This is a genomic window from Pseudomonas flexibilis (assembly GCF_000802425.1).
Lineage (GTDB): Bacteria > Pseudomonadota > Gammaproteobacteria > Pseudomonadales > Pseudomonadaceae > Serpens > Serpens flexibilis.
In genome coordinates this window covers 152348-173795 of record NZ_JRUD01000019.1, presented here as the reverse complement: position 1 = coordinate 173795, position 21448 = coordinate 152348, and the positions used below count along the sequence as shown (strand labels likewise).

The window sequence follows — 21448 nt, the reverse complement described above, 5'->3', positions numbered from 1 at the left end:
CACCATGCTGGGACTCTGGAAAACCTGGAAGGCCCTGGATGCCAAGGGCATCATGGGCATCAACCGCCGCAACGCGGATTACGTGCTCAAGTACAACAAGCGCAGCCTTTACCCCATCGTCGACGACAAGATCCTCACCAAACAGCGCGCGCTGGAAGCGGGGATCCATGTGCCGGAGATGTACGGGATCATCGAGACCGAGAAGCAGATCGAAGGGCTCGACCGCATCATCGGTGGGCGCAACGACTTCGTGATCAAGCCAGCCCAGGGCGCCGGCGGCGACGGCATCCTGGTGATCGCCGACCGCTTCGAGGGGCGTTACAAGACGGTGTCGGGGCGCATCATCAGCCATGAAGAGATCGAGCAGCAGCTGTCGACCATCCTGTCCGGCCTCTACTCCCTGGGTGGTCACCGGGACCGCGCACTGATCGAGTACCGCGTCACTCCGGACCCGATCTTCAAGAGCATCAGCTACGAGGGCGTGCCGGACATCCGAATCATCGTGCTGATGGGCTATCCGGTGATGGCCATGCTGCGCCTGCCCACCCGCCAGTCCAATGGCAAGGCCAACCTGCACCAGGGCGCCATCGGTGTCGGCGTGGACCTGGCCACCGGCATCACCCTGGGCGGCACCTGGCTGAACAACAAGATCATCCGTCACCCCGACACCGGCAACGCGGTGGATGGCGTGCAGTTGCCCGACTGGGACGGTTTCATGCGCCTGGCCGCCGGTTGCTATGAGCTGTGCGGGCTTGGCTACATCGGCGTCGACATGGTGCTCGACCAGGACAAGGGGCCACTGATTCTCGAGCTCAACGCACGACCCGGCCTGAACATCCAGATTGCCAACAACTGTGGCCTCACCCTGCGCACCCAGGCGGTCGAGGCGCATCTGGAAACCCTGCGCAAGGCAGCCGTGACCGAAACTCCAGAGCAGCGGGTACGCTTCGCCCAAGAAGTGTTCGGGCACGTGAAGCCCAGGGACTGATCAACGCAGCACGGTGAGTTCGAAGCTGCCGTCCTCGGCATGGCGATGGACCTGCACACCGGCCTCGTTCAGCTCCAGGGACTGCAGCGGGCGCTTGTAGGGCCGGTTGTCCAGCGTTTGCCGGGCCCGGTCCTCCTCGGTGGTCAGCAACAGGACGTAGCGCTCGCCGCGACCCCCGAAAACCGGCACCACGCCCTCCAGGAAGGCGTAGCGGTGCCAGCTTTCCGGATGCAGAGTGGACACCGCCTCGCTCACCAGACGCGTGGGGCGGCGCGACTCATCGAGAAACAGCAGCGACGGATAGACCAGTTGCCGGTTGGCGAAACTGCGCACCCGCAGACCATAACGCTGCGCGGAGCGCGGCAGCTTGATGGCGACGTAACGGCTGTCAAGGTGCGGCAACCTGAGACGCGGCGAGAACCGATTGAACTCCTCGTAACGGGGCTCTTCGGTCGACAGTTCGATGAAGTCGCTTTCCGCCAGCTGCTCGCAACAACGCTCCAGCAACTCCCGGTGCAACTCGGTCATCCCGGCCGCGGACTCCTGCGGCTGCCAGGCCAGTGCGGGCTGACCATCCAGACTGGGCAGCAGGGGCGACGGTCGGCTGAACGCTACCTGCCGACCTTCGCTGTATTCAACCGGTGCGGCGGCCGGCCCGACGGGGCCGCCGCGCTGGCCAACCGGCGAGTTGCGCACCCGCCCCTGATCATCGACCCAGGTGAAATAGGCTCCTGCGCGATCATCCGCCTGGAAGTTGCGGCCTTCCAGCCATTCCGAATCCACATAGTCACCCTCCAGCGGATCGCGGCCGGATACCTGCGTATCGGCCGGCGCGGTCGCCGAAACATGGAAATTGCTCTGCAACGCGCCACTGGCATCTACCCAGGTGAAGTAGCGGCGCTTGGCCTCATTGCTGCCCGGAGCGTTGTTGGCCCAGCCGGCACCATCCCGACTGTTCGCTTCCGGGGTAGGTCCGCTTCGCCAGAAGCCACCGGCAGCACCCTCAGCCTGGATGAAGGTGTTATGGACACGTCCCTGGTCATCCAGCCAGGTCAGATAGCGCCCCTGCCCCGCCTCGACGGGCAGGGCCAGGATCACCCACAACAGCGGCAGCCAGTTGCGCATCTCGACTCTCAGAAGGTCGTCCGGTAACTGATCGAGAAGATATACGCCTCAACCTTGGTCTTGATATCCAGGTCGGCATACGGGTTGTAGACCATGTCCAGCAATCCCGAGCAGTTCACGTTACAGCTGGTGCCGGCGGGAATGTCCTGCTTGCTGATCAGGTAGTTGAAGCCGATATCGATCTCCGTATCCTTGTCCCAGCGATACCCGGCACCGATGCCGTAAAGGTCGGCATCGCCCAGCGGCGCGAGGATATCCGCCCGATCACTCGGGATGGATGAGCTACGCGGTTCATAGCCCACCCGCAGGCTGAGACGATCATTGACGTCGTACTGCACGCCCAGGGCCCAGCTCCACACCGACTCGTAGCCGCGATCCAGGATGATCGAACGGTTGGTGGCGTTGTCGGGCGCAAACAGCATGGCAATGGTCAGCAGATCCAACTGACGGTCGAACTCCAGCTCCAGGTTTTCCCAGCTGCCGTAGTCGGTCCATTTCACGTCGAAATTGACCTGCCAGCGCGGCAAGGGGCGGACCTTGATCCCGGTGGAAAAATGCGCCGGATGGGTCACATCCAGGGAGACGTTGCCTTGCTCGTTCTCCCAGACGCCGTCAGGTGTGATGCTGGTGAAAATGGCGCCAAACAGTGAACTGTCGAGGCCCCTCCAGAAGTTCTGCCAATTGTCGGTGTACTCGACGCGGTACTTGCCCTGCAGGCGCATCTTCGCTTCGCTCTGGTAGACGGCCCCCAGGGAGAACCACTCGGTCGGTTCCCAGAGGAAACCCAGGTTCCAGGTCGGCGACAGCGTCTGCTGCATGTCGACGTCCAGGTTCGCCAGGTCGGTGAAGGGACCAAAGGGCGCGCCACACAGGTTGATCAGCACATCCATCGGGTTGCCCTCGATGGTGCAGAGCGCATCCTGAACCGCGGCCACCACACCGGTGAGCATGCCTGGAGCCCGGAAATCCTGCTTCAGGGCCAGCGCCTGGTGGGAAAACCCGACCGAAAGCCCCACGGAGAACTCATCGTTGACCTGGTAGGCCACCGAAGGCGAAAAGTAGGTGATGCGCTGCAGCGCGATTTCCTGCCCCATGTAGCGGCCCGGATCATCCTTGTCGCGCCGAAAACCGACCGCCTGCGGGGTATACACGTTGGTGGCGAAGGTGAACTTCGACCCCGGCGGATTGATGGAGACCCCGGCCAGCGGCGCGACCAGCACCGGCACATCGACCGTCCCGCCCAGACCGGGCAGGTACATGGTGGAGGTGGTGGTGCGACTGCGGCTGCCCGCGATCGGATCGTTCTTGAAATTGAAGAAGTTGTCGCCGTAATGGGGCGGCGCATCGAACTCGGCACGGATATCCATCACCCCGGTCACCAGCTTCAGCGCGGTCTGGCGACCCTTGAGCTTGGAAAGCGCCGCCGGGTTGTAGTGCACCGCATCGATACCGCTGGAATCGGCGGTAATGGCGTTGCCCAGCGCCATGGCCTTGGGGTTGCCCACGGTCAGGTTCTGGGAAAACTGCGCCTGGCTTTCCATTGCCCAGAGCAAGGTCACCCCGGCAATCGCGCGCGCAAGCGGCGAAAATCGCTTTTTCATGGGCTGTCCGCCTGCGCGTTATCGGGCCTTGAGGCCTTTGATATCCAGGGGCATGGAGAACCCCAGTAGGACATCCGGCGAATCCTCGGTCAGACCGAAACCGGCGTTGACGTTGACGATGCGATCCGGCGAGGTTCGCAAGCCCAGCGAAAAGTTCATGACAGCGCTGGTCTGCTCGTTGCCGTCACCGGAAACATCCGCGAAGCGAAACTTGGGCTTCAGGCTGTGGGCCATCTGGTAGGAGGTGGCCAGCGACACGTCATAGGACAGGGCGTAGGCAAAGCCCATGCTGAGCGAGAAGGTGGCGCCGGGGTAAACCTCTTCCAGCAACCGTCCACCGCGCACCTGGTCGATGTCCTTGATGGGCGCGTTGTAGGCGTACCCCAGCGAACCGAAGAGCACGACCGGGTCGAGGACATGGGAGACGTTGGCCCCCAGACCTAGGCTGTAGTAGCCATTGCCGGTCGACAGATCTCGGTTGATGTTGATGTCATAGGGGCTTTCCCCGGTGGGAAAGCCGAGGTTCGCGTAGAACGTGGTAACGGGGCGTCCGCGCACCGAGTTCCAGGGCTGCCAGCGCAGACTGGTGGAGAGATCGCCGATGCTGTAGACGTCGAGATCGCGCTCGGTATCGTACTTGGCCACCAGTGGCAGGCGCACGCTGAAGGTCAGGTTGTCCCAGACACCGTAGTCGAAGGTAAAGGCGTTGGTGAAGCTGTGCTGAGCCTCGCTCTGGCCAATGACGCTGTAACTCGGCACACCCTGGCTGTCCTGGTTCGTGCGCACCGTCTGGATGGCCATGTCGCGGGTCAGTGAATAGTCGAAACCGTAAGTGAGGGTCCGTTCCCCCTTCTTGAGCAGGGTGTAGCTCTGTTCGGCCGCCTGGAATACTTCTTCCAGCGCCTTGGTGCTGTCCGCGTCGTCTTCTTTCTTGCTCAGTGCTTCCCGGGCCTGCTCGACACTGCTTTCCTCGGCATAAACCTGCCCCGCGCTGACCAGCGAGATGATCGCCAGCCACGCCAGTCCCCGAACTCCCATGGCCTACCCCTTGTTATTTTTGAATTACGGGTCGCGCGTCCCCTGCGCGATCTGTGCTTGCTATTTGCGGCGGATGTAATGGGTTTCTCGCAGTTGACCCGCGGACCCGATTTCGGTCGCCTGGTTCTCGGTGAATTTGGCCAGAACCGGGAACTCCCGAAATGCCAGCAGGCTGGTGGTCCTGTCATCGACCAGACGCATGTCTGCGTCGCTGAGGGCAAGCGCGTTCACGGGCGGACGCTCGCCCGGATACACGATGAACACGACATTCTGATCCCAGACGTCCTGAAATCGTGTCTGGGTAAAACTGATGTTGCCCAGGGCCGGATCGGCCACATAAACCCGACCTTCCTGAACCTTGCGCAGCACCACGAAATGTTTGAAACCGGCATATTCGATCGGAACGATCGCCGGATGCTCCAGGGTCACCAGATCCTGGAAGTCGGCACGGAAACCGCCGCTCTGGTAGCCCAGCGCCGCCGTGAGCCGTTTCATGTCCAGCAGCGAGAAGCCACGCCGTTCGGCGATCTTGTCGGCCTCACCATAATGGAGGAGCCCTTCCATGACCTGGCGTTCATCCAGATTGAGCCCCAGGTAATAATCCAGCACCGTGGTCAGGGCTGCCGAACCACAGCTGTAGTCGTAAGCCTGGCGGACGACGTTGCGATACTTGAGCTGACTCAGTGGCTCGACCACCACCGACTCCCGCACCGGGCCGGCGACCGTCATGCCGTGACTGACATTCACGCCGCCTTCGGGCACTGTCCGGGTGTCAACGGCCTCGGTGAAGCCCCAGACAGCCAGCAGGCTACCCAGCAGAATTTCTATCATTGCTGTTCTCTCGATCCAGGAATCCGCCGGTTGCCCGGCGGATTGTCAGGCGCGTGCCCGGGGATCAGTGACCCCAGATCCGCAGCTGGGTACCGGCCATGTTCTGGTCGATGATGGCCAGGGAGCCCAGGCTGGCACCGGTATCACCCACACGGATGGCGCCGATGGACACCTGACCGGTCATTTCCGGCAGGGTGATCTGCAGCTGATCGGTAGCGGTACCGGAAATATCAGTGGTAACCACGTCAATCATCAGCGGGTTGTCGTCAGTGATGCTGAAGCCGGTCATGGAGACGTTTTCCAGACGCAGGGTGCCGCTGCCGGAAGCATCGTTGTCGGTGTAGACGATGGCGCCGATGGTGCCATTGAAGTCACCGGCAATGCTGATGCCGTCCTGACCGCTGATACCTGCCAGGGAAGCGTCGTCCAGGGCGCGCAGATCGGCCTGAGCCATGAACGGAGCGGCGAGAACAGCGGCAGCCAGAGCCAGTTGGTTCAATTTCATTGTTGTTATCTCCAGAAGGTTCGGTTCGCTAGGGATCATCCCAGAAGCTGTCGCGGCACCCGCCTCGACAGCAGGAGCGCTTCGTCTCGCCTGCCGCAGCACCTCGGTCGACAGTCGGATAGCATCGAACTCGTCCTGCGCATAAAGCTACTGAGGCTTCGGTGACCTGCCAGCCTATCCAAGGGATGGCACAGGCCAGATGGCTTCCAGCCGAACCTCAGGCCTCACCCAGCAGGCCCAGGCTCTTGCCCTTCAGTACCGCCTGGGTACGGCTGCGCACGGCCAACTTGGCAAACAGGTTGTGCAGGTGCCATTTGATCGTGGCTTCGGAGAGGTGCACCGCCTGGGCGATATCACGGTTCGACAAGCCCGCCGCAACCAACCGGAGAATTTCCCGCTCGCGGTGGTTAACCACCTGATTCTCTTCAATTTTCTCCGGGTCTACGGTCAGCCGCCGGCACTGCTCGCGCAGCATCTCGCCCAGACTTGGCCAGGCGACCTCCGACTGCCAGGCCTCCCACAGTGGCAACAGCCACAGCGCATCATCCAGGAAGAGGCGTCGATAGCCCCGCTCCCAGGCATCACGTACGGTCTGTTCCAGCAGGTTGAACGCCTTTTCGCTGTTACCCTTGCGCCAGTACGCTACGGAGAGTAACAAGCCCAGGCGCAGACGCCGGTCGCGCTGATGTTCGCCGGCCTGCGCAGACAGCAGCGGCTCCAGAACCCCCTGGGCCTTCTCCGGGCGCCGCTCACTGAGGGCCAGGCGTGCCTGGGCCAGACTGAGGGCGGCAAAGGCGTCTGGATAGCGGCTGATGTCCAGGCGATCCAGTTGCCGCTCCAGCTGCAGGCAGGCGCGCTCCGCTTCGTTGGGGCGATGCAACCACAGCAGGAAGCTCACCTTGCAGCCCATCGCCAGGGCATAGACGCGCTCGTAGCCGGGGCCCTGCAGATTCAGCAACCAGTCCTCCAGCTCCGCCAGTCCCTGCTCGGGCTCCCCGGCATAGAAGCGCGCGCGCACCATGACCAGCCTTGCCCGGTTGATCAGCTCGATGGGCGTCGCCACATCCCGCCAGGTGGTGGCCAGGGGCAGCTCGGCCAGGACCGCGGCGTGGCGATCCTGCTCATAAAGCAGGTCGGCATAGGCCAGGGCCAGCGGGCCGCCGACCCGGCTGCGCCGGCCGAACACCCGCTCGACTCGATTGCGCGCCGCCTCGGCAATGGCACGCCCGCGCTCCAGTTCGCCATATTCCTTGCTGATCAGGGCTTCGATCAGACTGGTCACAACGTACAGGTAGGCGCTGTCCACCTGACGCAGCTCGCTGCGCGCCAGCGCGATGGCCTTGCCGGCCTCGGCAAAATCACCGAGCAAGGCCAGGGCGGCGGCCTGCACGCAGGCCAGGCTGGCACGGAACACCGGCTGGCCGCTCGGCACCAGCGTCAGCCATTGTCGGGAAATCTTCAGGCAGGTCTCCAGCTTGTCCTGGTAGAGGAGCACCAGCGCCTTGAGCACCTGTGCGGCGCCCAGCAATTCGATCAGACCGGGCTGCGGCGTCTTGCCCCTCACCTGCAGCAGGCGTCCGCTGACCTCCTCGATCAGCGCCTCGGATTCGGCGAAGCGCTGATCGAACGCCAGCTGCCAGGCGTAGAACAGCTGAAAGACTGTGTGCTCACGGATCTGCTCGGTGGGCACCTGCTTGAGCAGGGTCAGGACCCCGTAGGCCCGGTTGCTCGCCACCAGGCGAGCGCCCTGCCGCTCCAGCAGACTGGCGGCCAGGGTGTAGTCCCGCGCGCGCAGGGCATAGGCGATGGCGCGGTCGCCGTGCCCCTGCGCCTCGCTCCAGCGGGCGGCAGCCAGCAACAGCGGCGTTGGGCTGCCATTGCGCGCCAGGCGCCCCTGGAGGAATTCGGCGAACAAGTGGTGGTAACGAAACCAGTGGCCCTGGCCATCCAGCGGAATGATGAACAACTGCTCCCGTTGCAGACGTGCCAGCAGCTCGGCGCTGTCCGTGCGCCCGGTCAGCGCATCGCACAGCTCGGCGCTGAACTCGTCAAGCACGGAGGTCTGTTCCAGGAAGCGGCACAACGCCGGCGGGAGACCCGACAGCACATCCTCGGCCAGGTAGTCCGCGATGTCGCGCTCGGTGCCGCTTAAGCCGTCAATAAACGCCTTGCGGTCCGGATGGCGCGCCAACGCCAGTGCCGCCAGGTGCAGCGCGGTGATCCAGCCCTCGGTACGTTGGTAGAGCAGATCCAGCTCACGCTCGGTCAGCTCGAGGTGGCGCAGGCGCTTGATGTATTCGGCCGTCTCGGCCCGACTCAGCCGTAGGTCGCCGGCCCCGATCAGCTGGCAGGCCCCCTCGGGAAGTGCCGTTTCGTCGCGCAGGAAGCGGGGAAGGAAGCGGCTGCTGGCAACCAGGTGCAGCCGTGGCGGCATCCGGCTCAACAGATAGCGTACGGCTTGCGGAAACTCCGGATGACGAATGCGGTGCACGTCGTCGAGGATCAGATAGACGTCGCGGGGAAACCGCTGTACTTCGGCCAGAAAAGCATCGAGCAAAGCCTCCACCGGCCAGCTCGGCCCATCGCGCAGCAGCTCGGCCGTGCTGCCGCCAAAGCCGGGCTGCGCCAGCTCCAGCGCCGCCAGCACATACTCCAGCAGGCGATGCGGCTCACTGTCCGCCTCGTCGCAAGATAACCAGGCCACGCAGCAACCCGCCTGCTCCAGGCGCTGGCGCAGCAGGGCCAGCGCCGTGCTCTTGCCGTATCCGGCCGGCGCACCGAGCACCAGCAGCGGATGATGGCGTGCCTGGTAAAGGCGCTCTACCAGCAGGTCTCGCCCGAGCAGTGCCCGACTCTCCAGGCCAGCCGGAAACAGCTTGGTGCGCAGCAGGGGCGCCCGCATCGCGCCCCTTTCGAGATGGTTCATGCCAGCACTCCCAGATCGCGGGCGCGACGGATCGCCTGGGTCCGGTTACGCACCCTGAACTTCTCGTAGATGTTGTGCAGATGCCACTTCACGGTGCCCAGCGCCAGCGATAGCTGCCGGCCGATCTCGTCATTGGAGAACCCCTGGGCAGCCAGGCGAATGACCTCCAGTTCGCGCTCGGTGAGTGCCTCGGACAAGCCATATTGCTCACTGCTGGCGGGTTGTCCCGGCCACATACCGATCAGCTCGCGCAGGAAGCCCTGCAACGCCGGCTGGCGTTCGACCGCTTCCAGATGCTGCAGCAGCGCGCGTACACCTTCACCCTCTTCCACGAACAGACTGCGCATCCCTTCGCGCTCGGCCGCCAACAGGCATTGCACCAGCAGGCTCAAGGCGCGCTCCTGGTAGCCCAGGTGCTGGTAGCTGAGCGCTGCCAGGAGGTCCAGGCGCAGCCGCTGCAGCTCGTGCCAACCCGGCTGCAGCAGGGCGCGCAGCTGGGTGATCTCGTGCAGCGCCTCACTGAATTGATTGCGCGCCTGCTGCAGACGCACCCGACTCAAACCCAGCACCCACTGCACCGCATTGAAGGTGTGCTGGGGGTATGCGGCCGCCTGGCGCTGCCAATCGACTGATTTCAGGCGCTGCTCGGCACGTTTGGCGCGTTCGCCACCCGGGTCCTGCAGCAATCCGAGGATTTCCTCCCCCACCGCCTGGGCATAGAAGCGCCAGGATTGATGACGGGCGCCCAGGTTCTGCACCTCCATGAGCGTGGCCTGGGCCTCCCTGGCCTGGCCGCGCAACCGTTGCAGGCGCGCCAGACAGAGCAGGCCCTGGGCGTAGAAGTCGATGGGGTTGATGACATCCACACCCGCCAACGCGCGGCGCAAGCGCTCTTCCAGGCCCTCGAAACGCCCCTGCTGATAGGCGATCAGGCCTGCGCTGATCTGCGGCAGCACCAGCGCCGTGCTGCCGGGCTCGAAACAACCCTGGCTTCGTTCCAGCAAGCGCTCGCAGAGCATGCTGGCCTGACGCAGGCGGCCCTGTTCGTAGGCCAGAAATACCTCGATGTTGTCGAGCTGAATGTCCAGGTAGCGGCCGCTCAGGAAGTGATTACGTTGCCGGGCCAGCGCGATGAGGCGCCGGGCCTGCTCCGGCTGGGCCAGCACCGCATGGGCCAGTGCTCCCATCAGCAGCGTGGCAGCTTCGAGAAAGGCACTGTGCTGCTCGAGTCGCGCCTCGACCTTGCGCACCAGCGCCACGCACAGCTGCAGGTCATCCTTCTGCAGAGCCAGCATTGCCTTGATCGCCAGCACGGCTAGACGTCCGTCGCCCAGCGGTGTCTCGTCCTCGCTTGCCCAGCGCGCCAGCAGCTCGTCCAACAGCCGATTGGCCTCTGCCAGGGTCAGGCCGGCGGCCTTGTCCCAGACATCCACCAGCACCAGGATCGGATGGCGCTCCACCAGGGCGTCAGGGATCTTGCGCCGCCAGCGATACAGGCGGTGCAACTGGCCGCGATTGATCAGTTCCAGGCCGTAGCCGCCCACCAGGGCGGCGAGCATTTCCGAATCCTCGGCCAGACAGGCATGTTCGATAGCCAGGGTTTGCATGTGGTGGTTGGTAAACCACAGGCTGGTCTTGAACTGCAGCTGGCGATACTGCTCCGCATCGCTATGCCGCAGGAGCGACTGCAGGAAACGGCCGAATTGGCGATGAAAGCGGTACCAGCGGCGCTCCCGATCCAGGGGGATGAGGAACAACTGACGGGTCTCGAGCTCCTCGAGTAGCGCCTGACCATCGTCCCGTCCGGTCAGGGCGCAGACCAGTTCACCGCTCATTCGCGCCGGCACGCCCAGGATCAGCAACAGCTCCCGGATTTCTTGTGGCAGCGCCTCAAACAGAGGCCGCAGCAAATCGTCCAGCAGCCGGGCATAGTGGGCCAGTGCTTCCGCACGCGGCAGTGCGTCCGGCAGGGGCTGGCAGGTGAGCAGTGCGCCGGCCAGCCAGCCCTCGGTGAGCGCATGCAGGTCCTGCAGGGTTTCCTCGCCGAGCCCGGCCGGCGACACACCGCGCATCTCTTCCAGGGTCAGGCACAGTTCGCCCAGGCCGATCTCCAGCAATCGCCCCTTGGCACGCAGCACCGCCAGATTCAGCGCAGGCCGTTGCGTACAGCCAATGGCCAGGGTCAGACCCGGCGGGGCCAACTGGATGAAGCGATTGAGGGCCGAGAGCAGCTCCGTGCTGGCCGGTTGCCAGTCATCCAGCACCAGCAGCAGGGGCCGGCGCAGTTCGCCCAGCTCTGCCAGCAGGCCATCCAGTACCACACCGGGGGCTGGCCTGTCCTGGCTGGCCAGCATTTCCAGCAACGCGGTACAGAGGCCCGGCACCTGCAGGCGCAGCGCGTGTAGCAAGCGGGTCAGAAAATGGTGGGGATCGGTATCGCTGGCGGCCAGCGACAGCCAGGCGCATGCACTGCCCTGCGCCTGCCGGCTGGCGATCAGTTCGGCCAGCAACGTGCTCTTGCCGGAGCCGCTGGGCGCGCAGAGCAGAATCAGTCGGGCATCGGCGTGTTCGGCCAGCAGGTTGTGTAGCCGGGAGCGGAGCACATAGCCATCCGGCACGGGAGGCAGGAACCGCCTGGACGGATGCGCAAGGCCGCCCATCGTATCTGAGACGACGTCCATGGTCTGAATCCCTTGCTGCTTATATTTATCGTTATGATCGGGCCAACGGCCCCGCGGGATGCTCCAGATACTAATCACCCCCCCTCGACCGCGCAAACCGACAGCGGCCCTAGGACAAGCCCGGTGAGCGGAATACAATCCCCGTCACGTTATTGCCCGCGATCCCGATGCCAACCTGTCTCTGCCACGACCTGCCCTACCAGGCCGACCCCACCGAACGTTTCGCCCGCATTCGCCACGCGCCGGGAGCTGTCTTGCTGGACAGTGGCCGGCCGGGGGCCGAACGCGGACGGTATGACCTGCTGTCCGCCTGGCCATTGGCCTCGCTGAGCCCTTCTTGCGACGAAACAGCCAAAGGCTTCTTCCAGCGCCTGCGCGCAGCGCTGGGGACGCTGGGCCGGGCCGAGGCGCCGGCGGGCTGTGCGCTGCCCTTCACCGGCGGGCTGATCGGCTACCTGTCCTACGATTTCGGCCGGCGCCTGGAACAGCTGCCTGAACAGGCCCGTGACGACCTCGGTTTCGCCGACGCAACGCTGGGCCTGTACGCCTGGGCGCTGATCTCCGATCACCACCGGCGCACCACGCAGCTGATGTTCCACCCCACTGTCGAAACCACCGAGCGGCAGCGCCTGATCCGGCTGTTCGAAGCCGAGGCATCGGCCGAGAGCGACGCGGCCTTCCAGTTGCTCGCGCCCTTCCAGCCCGACCAGAGCGCGGCGCAGTACCAGCGTGCCGTGCAGCGCATCCTCGACTACATCCGCGCCGGCGACTGCTATCAGGTGAACTACGCGCAGCGCTTCCGCGCTCCTTGCCGGGGCGACGCCTGGCAGGCCTATCGCGCGTTGCGCGCCGCCTGTCCCACGCCCTTTTCCGGCTTCATCAGCGGACCCGACGGCGACATCCTCAGCCATTCGCCCGAGCGTTTCATCGAGGTGCGCGGCGGCCAGGTGGAAACCCGGCCGATCAAGGGCACCCGGCCGCGCGGCGACACGCCCGACGAGGATCGCCAACAGGCCGAGGCGCTCCTGGCCAGCACCAAGGACCGTGCCGAGAACCTGATGATCGTCGACCTGCTGCGCAACGACCTGGGGCGCAGCTGCCGTACCGGCTCGGTGCGCGTGCCCGAGCTGTTCGCGCTGGAGAGCTATCCCAACGTGCACCACCTGGTCAGTGCGGTGACCGGCGAACTGGCGGACGGCAGGGATGCCCTGGACCTGCTGGCCGGCAGCTTTCCTGGCGGCTCGATCACCGGCGCGCCGAAGATCCGCGCCATGCAGATCATCGACGAGCTGGAGCCGACCCGCCGCGCGCTGTATTGCGGCTCGCTGCTTTACCTGGACGTGCGTGGGGAGATGGACAGCTCCATCGCCATCCGCAGCCTGCTGGTCAAGGACGGGCAGATCAGCTGCTGGGGCGGCGGCGGCATCGTCATGGACTCCGACTGGCAGGCCGAGTACCGGGAATCCATTGCCAAGGTCGAGGTGCTGCTGCGCACGCTGGAGAGACTCCCCCTGTAGGGCGGTCGGCGTCTTTCCGGCCGCCGGCGGCGCGGCCGCAACGGGCAAGGAAAACGTTGCCCACCCTACGAAGTCATGGCATCACCGAGCGCTGCCACAGCGGCAAATCGCCCCAAATGTGACGAGCGCGCTCGATTGCGACTCGGCAGCGGCGTGCCGCTTGCTTAAACTGCGCCCTTGCTTCGCATCTTCGAAGGATTCGCATGCCCAGCCTGAATCGCCTCATTCTGATCAACACCCACCTCAAGGGTGTGGTGGAGCTGGTCGTGGACGACCACACCAACATCTGCGGCACCAACGCCTCCGGCAAGACCACCCTGCAGCGCCTGGTGCCGGTGTTCTACGGCGAATACCCGAGCCGCGTCGTGCCGGCCACCCGTGACAGCTTCGAGCGCTGGTACCTGCCCACCGAGCAGAGCTTCATCGTCTACGAATACCAGCGCATGGACGACGAGCCCTGCCAGGCGATCCTCGCCACCAGCAGCGACGGCCGGGGCGTGGACTACCGGCTGGTACAGAAAGGCTTCGACCTGGATGACTACATCCGCAGCCGCCAGGGCGACAGCATCGTCTGCCGCACCATGAACGAACTGGGCCGGCATTTCCGTTCGCTCGGCATCGCGGTGAGTAACCAGCTCAACACCCGTCAGTACCGGGCGATCATCCAGAACGACCGCACCCTGCTCTCCAGCGACAGCCAGCGCAGCGAGCTGCGCCAGCTGGCCCGCCAGTTCTCCCTGTGCAACGGCGAACACAGCCTGCGCCATATCGAGAAGCTGGTGCGCGCCGTGCACTCGCGCGAAGGCAAGATGGAGACCATCAAGTCGATGGTCGCCGCCATCCTCGAGGAGGACGGTGTTGCCCCACCGACCACCGGCCTCAGCGCCCAGAAGGTCGAGGACTGGATCCGCGACAGCCAGCTGATCCAGGGCTTCGCCGACCTGCGCCCGGAATTCGCCCGCCTGGAGCGCGACTTCCAGGAACTGCAAGGCTGCGAGGCGCGCCTCAGCGGTCTGTTGCAGGCCTTCCGCACCGACGAGCCGCAGCTGTTCGCCCGCCAGGAAACCCTGAAGAGCGAGCTGGAGCAGATCGGCTTCGAACTCAATCGCCTGGAAGGCGACTGGAAAGAGCAGCGCGACGCGCTGAGCCTCGATCTGTCCCAGGTGCAGGCGCGCATCGAGAGCGACGAAACCCAGCTCAACCATATCGAGGAGCAGTACCAGCAGTACCTGGATTCCGACATCGACCAGGCCAAGGCCGATCTGGAAAAGCTCGACGGCTGGAAGCTGGAGCTGGACAACCTCAAGGAGCGTCTGCGCCTGCTCACCGAGCAGCACGCCGACGTGCAGAACGCCTACCTGGAGCGCAAGCAGATCGTCCAGGAGCGCCAGCAGGAAGCCCTGGACCGCCTGCACCAACAGGAAGGCAAGGTGCGCGACGAGCTGGCCGCCCGCACCCAGCAGCAGCACGACGCCCTGAGCCAGCTGGACAAGTCCTTCGCCAGCCGCCGCCAGGAGGCCGAGACCCACTACCGCGAGCAGAAGCACGCCCGCGAGCTGGAGCGCAAGGATCACGAGCAGCGCATCAACCAGTTCGGCTACAGCGAAGAGGAAAGCCGCAGCCTGGACATCTTCGACCGCCGTCTGGAAGAGGCCGACGAAAAGCGCGACGCGGCCAGCCAGCAGGTCGAGACCCTAACCCAGCAGGAACGCCAACTGCTGCGCCAGCGCGAGGAACTCGCCCAGCAGCACCAGCAGGCGGCCCGCAAGGTGGCCGAACGCGAGCAGGAAAAGAACGTCGCGGAACGCCTGCTCTACCCCGGCCAGCACACCCTGCTGGAATTCCTGCGCCGCGAGCAGCCGGGCTGGGAACAGCACCTGGGCAAGCTGATCGAGCCGGGCCTGCTGCAGCGCACCGACCTCAAGCCCGCGCTGAGCGACACCCCGTCCGACAGCTTCCACGGCCTGCGCCTGGACCTGGCCATGCTGCCCAGCCCCGAGCACGCCGCCGACGAGGCCGCCCTGCGCGCCCGCCTGCAGCTGGCCGAGGACAACCTGCTGGCCGCGCGCAATCAGCAGGAGGCCCTGGAAACCCAGCTGGCCGAACAGACCGCCGCGCTGGACGACCTCAACACCCGCCTGGTGCAGGCCCGCACCGAACTGCAACGCGCCAGGGACGATCGCCAGCGGCTGCGCGAGGAGCGCGCCGCCCTCAAGGAGCGCCTCGACGCCGCCCTCGCCGAGCGCCGCCTGGAAGCGCGCAAGCAACTGAGTGCGCTGGACGAGAGCCTGGCCCGCCTGAGCGCCGAACACGGCCTGTTGCTGGAAGAGCTGGCCGAGCAGCACCAGGACGCGCGCCTGGAAGCCTCGGCCCACTGGCAGCAGGTGATCCAGGACCTGGAGCAGCGCCTGGCGCAGCTGCGCGGCCAGATGGACGAGCAGCGCGCCCAGGGCAAGACCGAACTGGCCGCCTGCGAAAGCTGGTACCGCAACGAGCTCAAGTCCCGTGGCGTCGACGAAGCCCAGCTGATCGAGCTGAAGAACGGTATCCACCAACGCGAGCAGCGCATCCGCGAAACCGAGGCGCTGCGTTCCGAGGTGCACCGTTACGAGGAGTGGTACGCGGTCACCTGGCTCAAGCGCAAGCCGCAGCTGCACGACGACCTGGTCGCCCGGCGCGCCGAGGCGAGCGATCTCAAGCAGAGGCTCGACAGCGTCACCCAGGCCTACAAGCGCCAGCGCGACCAGCTTGAGCAGCAGCGCAAGCAGGGCCTGCAGCAGCAGGGCCAGATCGGCGACCAGCTGGATCTGCTCAAGGGCCTGCTGCGCCGCCTCGGCGACTGCAAGCTGCCGCGCGAGGGCGTCAGCCCCGAAGGCGAGCTGGACGAGCGCCTGCGCCTCGGCCAGGAGCTGCTGCACAGCCGCGAGGGGCTGATGACCACCATCAAGCAGCACGTCGACCGCTTCGACAGCCTGCTGGCCGGCAAGAGCGGCTCCAGCCTCACCGAGACCTGGGAGCGCGGCCGCGAGGAATGCACGCTGGTCAGCGAACGCGGCGTGCCGACCCTGGATTACCGCAGGCTGGTGCCGGTGCTGGCGCAACTGCTCAACGAGCTGGTGCCGCAGAGCATCCGCGGCCTGCTGGAGCAGGGGCGCATCTTCGGCAAGGACCTGTACGACTATTTCGACGTGCTGGCCGACATCGACAAGCGCATCGCCAGCCAGAGCGCGCGCATCACCCGCGAGGTCAGCGACGAGCTGTTCCTCGACGGGGTGTCCAATTCGGCGGTAACCATCCGCTCGCGCATCACCGAGCTGGAGTTCTGGCCGGAGCTGCGCAGCTTCGTGAACGCCTACCGCGAATGGCAGGACAGCGGCTTCGCCGAACTGCCCGGCGAGGACTACACCGGCAGCATGCGCCGCGCCCTGGAAGTGCTCGGCCGCTCGGCGCTGAGCAGCGGCATCGCGGGCTTGCTGGAAATCGAGCTGCGCCTGCGCGAGGGCAACAGCGACCTGGTGATCCGCACCGACCGCCAGCTCAACGAATCCTCCAGCCACGGCATGGCCTACCTGATCCTGTGCAAGTTCCTGCTGGCGTTTACCCGCCTGCTGCGCGGCGACGCGCCGGCGATGATCCACTGGCCGATCGACGAACTGGGCACGCTGCACCACAACAACGTGAAGAAGATCTTCGACGCCTGCACCAGCAACCGCATCCGCATCCTCGCCGCCTTCCCCAACCCGGATTCCGAGGTGCTGTCGCTGTTCAGCAACCGCTACATCGTCAACAAGCAGACCCGCCAGCTGCAGGTGGTCAAGCCGCGCCTGGATGTGATCGGCGAGCGCCTGAAAGCCCGCCAGACCGAGGAGACCGTCTGATGCTTTCCAACAAGGGACAGGTCATCGAACGCCTGCTGCAGGGCAGCTTCATCTGCCGCACCACCGACGAGGAAGGCTGGCGCTTCCTGAAGAACCCGGCCAACCGCGAACAGGTGGACGACTACCTGAGCACCCTCAACCGGTTGGTGGCCAGCGTCGGCAGCGGCGCCGAGGCGGAGGTGTTCTATTGCGCCTACCGCCAGTTGGGCGAGAACGAGCGCAAGGTCGTCGGCCAGCAGTTTCGCGACGTCTGCAATGCCCTCACCCCCCTGGTGGAATGGCTGCTGCTGGTGCAGGAAGCCAGCGCCCAGGACGCGCCGCTGACCGAGGGCAGTCCGATTCGTCTGAATGAACTGCAGGGCATCGTCGAGGACACCCCGGCCTTCCGCGAGCAGTTGGCGCGCATCAGCCACTACCGGCTGTTCGGCTCCACCAGCGCCAGCGTCGACGCGCAGATCAAGCAGGTGTTCAAGAAGCTCTGCGACATGGGCTACCTGATCCGCCCCAACCCGGAAAAGCAGATCTACATCGGCACCGGCAAGCTGGATTACCTCTACGAGGTGATCCGCTTCATCGACGAAGCCGAAGGCCTGGCGCTGGAGGATCGCGCCGAGGCCGCCAGCCAGAGCAGTCTGCTATGAGCGGCAACCTGCACCAGGCCGGCGTGCGCTTCCTGCGCCAGCTGGGCCGCCACGCCGAACCCATCATGGACGCCTACCTGGCCGGCTCCATCAGCGACGAGGCGCTGGAGCCCGGCGTGCAGGAGCGCCTGGTCAAGGACGGCATCCTCTACCGCCCGGAGCCCGGCGCCGACCTGCACCTACGGCGCACGGTGCGCGCCCTGCTGGAAGAGGCGCTGAAGGACGACCGAAACCGGCAGATCGACGCCAACACCGGCGCCACCCTGGCCACGTTCCGTACGCTGGCCGCCCACTACACCGAGGCGCGCCACCAGGGCGACTTCGCCGCCGCCGACGCCTACCTGTCCGACCTGCGCGAGCACGTCTACAGCTTCTGCGAAGGCCTGGGGCACGGCATTCGCGTGCTGTGGAGCCGCATCAACAACGAGTTCGGCTACGTTGGCAGCCTGAACGCCAAGATCCGCGAGAACGAACTGGCGCAGACCCAGGTCAGCGAAATGCTCGCCGGTCTGGAGCTGATCGACTTCCAGGATCTGGCCGACACCGCCGGCGATCTGCGCGAGCTGCGCCGCCTGCTGGTCACCAGCCTGCAGCGCAGCGTCAGCGACGCCTATCTGGAACTGGGCGTGGTGCAGGCACGCCTGCTCGACCTGCTCGGCCGCTTCCGCAAGATCCAGGGCCGAACCCGCCTGCTGCGTGGCTGGAGCCTGCATGTGGAGCAGCAGCCGGACTATCAGCCCGGCCAGCACACCGCCCTGCCGCAGATGCCGCAATTGCTCAACCTGGCCGAGGCGCTGCTCGCCCCGGCCGCCGTGGATATCCACGACAGCGTGCAGGAAGCCGAACTGCTGGCCCTGGCCGCGCAGGTGCGTGCGCAGCGCGATGAGCGCGCCCTGGTGGCCCTGCCGGAAGCCGGCGAAACGCTGCTGGGCGAGGTGGAAAGCTTCGAGGTGCAGGCCAGCCCGATCCAGGAGGCCGTGCAGGAGTATCTCTGCCAGGTGATCGAGCGCGGCCAGCCGATTTCCGCGCTCGCCTGGCGCGCCGAACAGCGCCTGCCCTGGGACGAGGAAACCTGGCTGTACCAGGTGATCGGCGGCTACGAGGCGCTACCCGATGAGCAGAAGGACTACTTCGAGCTGCTGCCCGAAGGCGAGGACCATCCGGTGTTCACTGGCAACTTCATCGTGCGGGATCTGGCGCTGTGTTTGTCCGCCTAGGCCGGAGGCATGCCAACGCGGTGCATCGCCTGCTGAGCAATCACGTGCTGGACGTGACCTATACCGTAGCCTGGCGGGACATCCATCGGGCCTTTGAGCTGGGCCGGGTCGAGCGGCACCGCTTGATACTCACCCCGCGCGAGCGCGAGCTGCTGCGCAAGGAAGCCGAACGCTATTTCGGCTGGGACCTCATAAGGCCGCTGCCAAGCGAAGACCGTATCCAGGCGGCTGCCCAGGCCATCGACGAGAAGCTTGCTCCGCAACGGCCGGATGACGGCTTCGTGCTGGCCAAGGGCGCGCTGCCCGCGCCGCTGCCCGCCCTGCCTTCCAGCTGCGCGTTGCGGGTTGCGTTGGATCAGCTGGATGTGGTGGCCATCGGCAGCGTGCTGGTGGTCGAGAACCTCGACTGTTTCGACCAGCTTCACCGCTTCGCCCTCCCCGCCCGCCTGCGCGATGCGCTGGTGCTGTACCGGGGGCATGGGGCCGCCACGCGCGGCACGCGGCAGTTGCTGCAACGCCTACCCGCCGCGATTCCGGTTGTCGTCTTTGCGGACTACGATCCGGCGGGCCTGGTGATCGCCGCGGCGCTGCCGCAGGCCAGTCACCTGCTGGTGCCGCAGCTCACCCCGGAGCTGCTGGCCAAGGGCAGCCGCGAGCATTTCCAACGGCAGCATCTGCAGGCCAGGCATCTGGACAACAGCGCGCTGGGCGGTTGGCAAGTGGTGTGGGCGGAGATGAAACTGGGCGGGGTCAGCGTCAAGCAGCAGCATATGCTGGCTATGGGTGCGCCGCTGCACTGCATTGGCCGGTAGGGCGGTCAGCTTCTTTTCTCTGGAATCCCGATTAGTGGCCCGACGAGATGCCGCAATGGTGGACAACGTTGTCCACCCTACGGCTCGGCCGGAGTACGCGCGCAGGCACAAAAAAGGCGGCCACCGGGGCCGCCTTTTCCTGCTGGTTCTTACAGGCTCAACGGGCGATTCGACGCCTTGAGGAATTCCTGCTTCAGGTCCGCATAGGTATGCACCGCCGGGAACTGCGGGAACTCGCGGATGACGTTGTCCGGCGCGTGGAACAGGATGCCGGCATGCGCCTCGGACAGCATGGTGGTGTCGTTGTAGGAGTCACCGGCCGCAATCACGCGGTAGTAGAGGCTCTTCAGCGCGATGACGGACTGGCGCTTGGGGTCCTTCTGGCGCAGCTGGTAGCCCACCACGCGGTCGGTCTCGTCGACCACCAGCTTGTGGCACAGCAGGGTCGGGAAGCCCAGCTGGCGCATCAGCGGCTGGGAGAATTCGTAGAAGGTGTCGGACAGGATGACGACCTGGAAGCGCTCGCGCAGCCAGTCGACGAACTCGACAGCGCCTTCCAGCGGCTTCAGGGTGGCGATCACTTCCTGGATGTCGCGCAGCTTCAGGCCGTGCTCATCGAGGATGCGCAGGCGCTGCTTCATCAGCACGTCGTAGTCGGGAATGTCCCGGGTGGTCGCCTTCAGCGCCTCGATGCCGGTTTTTTCCGCAAACGCGATCCAGATTTCCGGGACCAATACGCCTTCCAGGTCGAGACAAGCGATCTCCACGAGAACACTCCTAGGGTGAGGTGAGAAAGGGCCGCACTCTAGCCGGTCGGCACAGGCGGCGCAATTGGACTCTTATAACCGGCCGGGTGGGTACGGCGCATTTTGGTTATTTAATTGCATAGGTTGCCCGGTGCTACCATCGCGGCCCCAGGTTGCAACCCGCCGAGAGCCGCATGATCGAGCCCAGCCACATTGCCGAACTGGCAGCCCGCTACGCCGAGAAATCGCCCCAGGACATCCTCAAGCTCGCCTTCGAGCACTTCGGTGACGACCTGTGGTTGTCCTTCAGCGGCGCGGAAGACGTGGTGCTGGTGGACATGGCCTGGAAGCTGAACCGGAACGTCAGGGTGTTCAGCCTGGACACCGGGCGCCTGCATCCGGAGACCTACCGCTTCATCGAGCAGGTGCGCGAGCACTACTCGCTGCCCATCGAGATCCTCAGTCCGGACCACGCCCGCCTGGAGGCCCTGGTGCGCGAGAAGGGCCTGTTCAGCTTCTACAAGGACGGCCACGGCGAATGCTGCGGCATCCGCAAGATCGAACCGCTGCGCCGAAAGCTGGCCGGCGTGCGCGCCTGGGCCACCGGCCAGCGCCGCGACCAGAGCCCCGGTACGCGCAGCCAGGTGGCGGTGCTGGAGATCGATACCACCTTCTCCACCCCGGACAACACCCTCTACAAGTTCAACCCGCTGGCGCAGATGACCAGCGCCGAAGTCTGGGGCTACATCCGCATGCTGGAGTTGCCCTACAACCCGCTGCACGAGCGCGGTTTCATCAGCATCGGCTGCGAACCCTGCACCCGCCCAGTGTTGCCCAACCAGCACGAGCGCGAAGGCCGCTGGTGGTGGGAAGAAGCCACCCACAAGGAATGCGGCCTGCATGCCGGCAATCTGATTCACAAAGGTTGAGATCCAAAAACAG

The 21448-nt window shown here is 65.3% G+C and carries 15 protein-coding genes; 7 read left to right on the top strand and 8 right to left on the bottom strand.

Annotation, left to right across the window (positions count from 1 at the left end):
* Positions 1-7: 7 nt before the first annotated feature.
* Entirely contained in the window at positions 8-988 is a 981-nt protein-coding gene (locus SF06_RS12845) for an alpha-L-glutamate ligase-like protein (RefSeq protein ID WP_169745311.1), read from the top strand.
* On the opposite strand, the gene SF06_RS12840 is transcribed toward SF06_RS12845, so the two are convergent.
* The 7 genes from SF06_RS12840 to SF06_RS12810 form a co-directional block, all read right to left on the bottom strand.
* A complete protein-coding gene (locus tag SF06_RS12840; protein ID WP_039561834.1) occupies positions 989-2113 on the bottom strand; it encodes a MalM family protein in 1125 nt (374 codons plus the stop codon). It abuts the gene before it with no gap.
* Positions 2114-2121: 8 nt separating this feature from the next.
* Positions 2122-3714 carry an outer membrane protein transport protein gene (locus tag SF06_RS12835; protein ID WP_027589764.1) on the bottom strand — a complete coding sequence of 531 codons (1593 nt, stop codon included), beginning with the start codon at positions 3712-3714 and terminating at the stop codon, positions 2122-2124.
* A gap of 18 nt (positions 3715-3732) precedes the next feature.
* The gene (locus SF06_RS12830) at positions 3733-4752 is read right to left on the bottom strand and encodes a transporter (protein ID WP_027589763.1); all 1020 of its coding nucleotides are present in this window, start codon (positions 4750-4752) and stop codon (positions 3733-3735) included.
* A gap of 60 nt (positions 4753-4812) precedes the next feature.
* Entirely contained in the window at positions 4813-5583 is a 771-nt protein-coding gene (locus SF06_RS12825; RefSeq protein ID WP_027589762.1) for a C39 family peptidase, read from the bottom strand.
* Positions 5584-5647: 64 nt separating this feature from the next.
* A complete protein-coding gene (locus SF06_RS12820) occupies positions 5648-6088 on the bottom strand; it encodes a DUF6160 family protein (protein ID WP_027589761.1) in 441 nt (146 codons plus the stop codon).
* Between the two features lie 217 nt (positions 6089-6305).
* Positions 6306-9014, bottom strand: a complete 2709-nt coding sequence (locus SF06_RS12815) for a winged helix-turn-helix domain-containing protein (protein ID WP_039561833.1) — start codon at positions 9012-9014, stop codon at positions 6306-6308.
* The gene (locus tag SF06_RS12810; RefSeq protein WP_081993437.1) at positions 9011-11695 is read right to left on the bottom strand and encodes a winged helix-turn-helix domain-containing protein; all 2685 of its coding nucleotides are present in this window, start codon (positions 11693-11695) and stop codon (positions 9011-9013) included. The genes SF06_RS12815 and SF06_RS12810 overlap by 4 nt, the downstream gene beginning before the upstream one ends.
* Positions 11696-11862: 167 nt before the next feature.
* Here SF06_RS12810 and pabB point away from each other — a divergent pair, with 167 nt between their 5' ends.
* The 5 genes from pabB to SF06_RS12785 all read left to right on the top strand — a co-directional run bounded on the left by pabB (position 11863) and on the right by SF06_RS12785 (position 19760).
* Positions 11863-13212, top strand: a complete 1350-nt coding sequence (gene pabB / locus SF06_RS12805) for an aminodeoxychorismate synthase component I (protein WP_039561832.1) — start codon at positions 11863-11865, stop codon at positions 13210-13212.
* 203 nt (positions 13213-13415) lie between these two features.
* Positions 13416-17090, top strand: a complete 3675-nt coding sequence (locus SF06_RS12800) for an ATP-binding protein (RefSeq protein WP_039561830.1) — start codon at positions 13416-13418, stop codon at positions 17088-17090.
* Positions 17090-17731: a hypothetical protein gene (locus SF06_RS12795; RefSeq protein WP_039561826.1), complete on the top strand. Its 642-nt coding sequence runs from the start codon at positions 17090-17092 to the stop codon at positions 17729-17731. The genes SF06_RS12800 and SF06_RS12795 overlap by 1 nt, the downstream gene beginning before the upstream one ends.
* Positions 17728-18948 carry a hypothetical protein gene (locus tag SF06_RS12790; protein WP_039561825.1) on the top strand — a complete coding sequence of 407 codons (1221 nt, stop codon included), beginning with the start codon at positions 17728-17730 and terminating at the stop codon, positions 18946-18948. The genes SF06_RS12795 and SF06_RS12790 overlap by 4 nt, the downstream gene beginning before the upstream one ends.
* Entirely contained in the window at positions 18933-19760 is an 828-nt protein-coding gene (locus SF06_RS12785; protein WP_039561823.1) for a DUF7281 domain-containing protein, read from the top strand. The genes SF06_RS12790 and SF06_RS12785 overlap by 16 nt, the downstream gene beginning before the upstream one ends.
* Positions 19761-19909: 149 nt before the next feature.
* On the opposite strand, the gene thrH is transcribed toward SF06_RS12785, so the two are convergent.
* Positions 19910-20527 carry a bifunctional phosphoserine phosphatase/homoserine phosphotransferase ThrH gene (thrH, locus tag SF06_RS12780; RefSeq protein ID WP_039561821.1) on the bottom strand — a complete coding sequence of 206 codons (618 nt, stop codon included), beginning with the start codon at positions 20525-20527 and terminating at the stop codon, positions 19910-19912.
* A gap of 173 nt (positions 20528-20700) precedes the next feature.
* On the opposite strand from thrH, the gene SF06_RS12775 reads away from it, so the two are divergent.
* Positions 20701-21435: a phosphoadenylyl-sulfate reductase gene (locus SF06_RS12775; protein ID WP_039561820.1), complete on the top strand. Its 735-nt coding sequence runs from the start codon at positions 20701-20703 to the stop codon at positions 21433-21435.
* Positions 21436-21448 lie beyond the last annotated feature (13 nt).